Here is a 603-nt window from a genome sequence, read left to right on the forward strand (position 1 = left end):
GCGCTACGGCTTCAATTCCGGCATCACGGTGAGCGAGGAGGTCTCGCGCTGGCTGTTCGTGTGGCTGACCTTCCTGGGCGCCATCGTGGCCATCAAGGAGCACGGCCACCTGGGCACGGACATGCTGGTCTCGCGCCTGGGCAACACGGGCAAGAAGGTGTGCCTGGTCATCAGCCAGCTCGCCATGCTCTACGTCACCTGGCTGCTGTTCCAGGGCGGCGTGATGCAGGCGCAGATCAATGCCGACGTGCAGGCCCCGGTGACGGGCGCCTCGGTGGCCATCTTCTACGCCTCCGGCGTGTTCTTCGCCGTCTCCGCCGGGCTGCTGCTGCTGCGCGATTTGATCCGCACCGTGACCGGCAAGGTGCGCGACGAGGAGCTGGTGATGGTGCAGGAGAGCGAGGACCTCGCCGCGCTGCACGACCTGCACCTGGACCAGCCCATCCCCGAAACCGCTGCCGCCAAGCCCGCCGCGCAGCGCTGAAGCCCTGACGAGCCAAGAACCTCAAGGACTACAACATGACCGTCATCATCTTCCTGGGCTCGCTGCTGGGCGCCATGGCGCTGGGCATCCCTATCGCGTACTCGCTGCTGGTCTCGGGT

The 603-nt window shown here is 66.5% G+C and carries 1 protein-coding gene; it reads left to right on the plus strand.

Features of this window, described 5'->3' with window-relative positions:
• Nucleotides 1-484 (plus strand): TRAP transporter small permease (locus ALA01S_RS31375; protein ID WP_157119460.1); only part of this gene is annotated, 484 nt, incomplete at its 5' end.
• Between the last annotated feature and the right edge of the window lie 119 nt (nucleotides 485-603).

The sequence above is a fragment of the Azohydromonas lata NBRC 102462 genome, from assembly GCF_001571085.1.
In the GTDB taxonomy this organism is placed as follows: domain Bacteria; phylum Pseudomonadota; class Gammaproteobacteria; order Burkholderiales; family Burkholderiaceae_C; genus Azohydromonas; species Azohydromonas lata.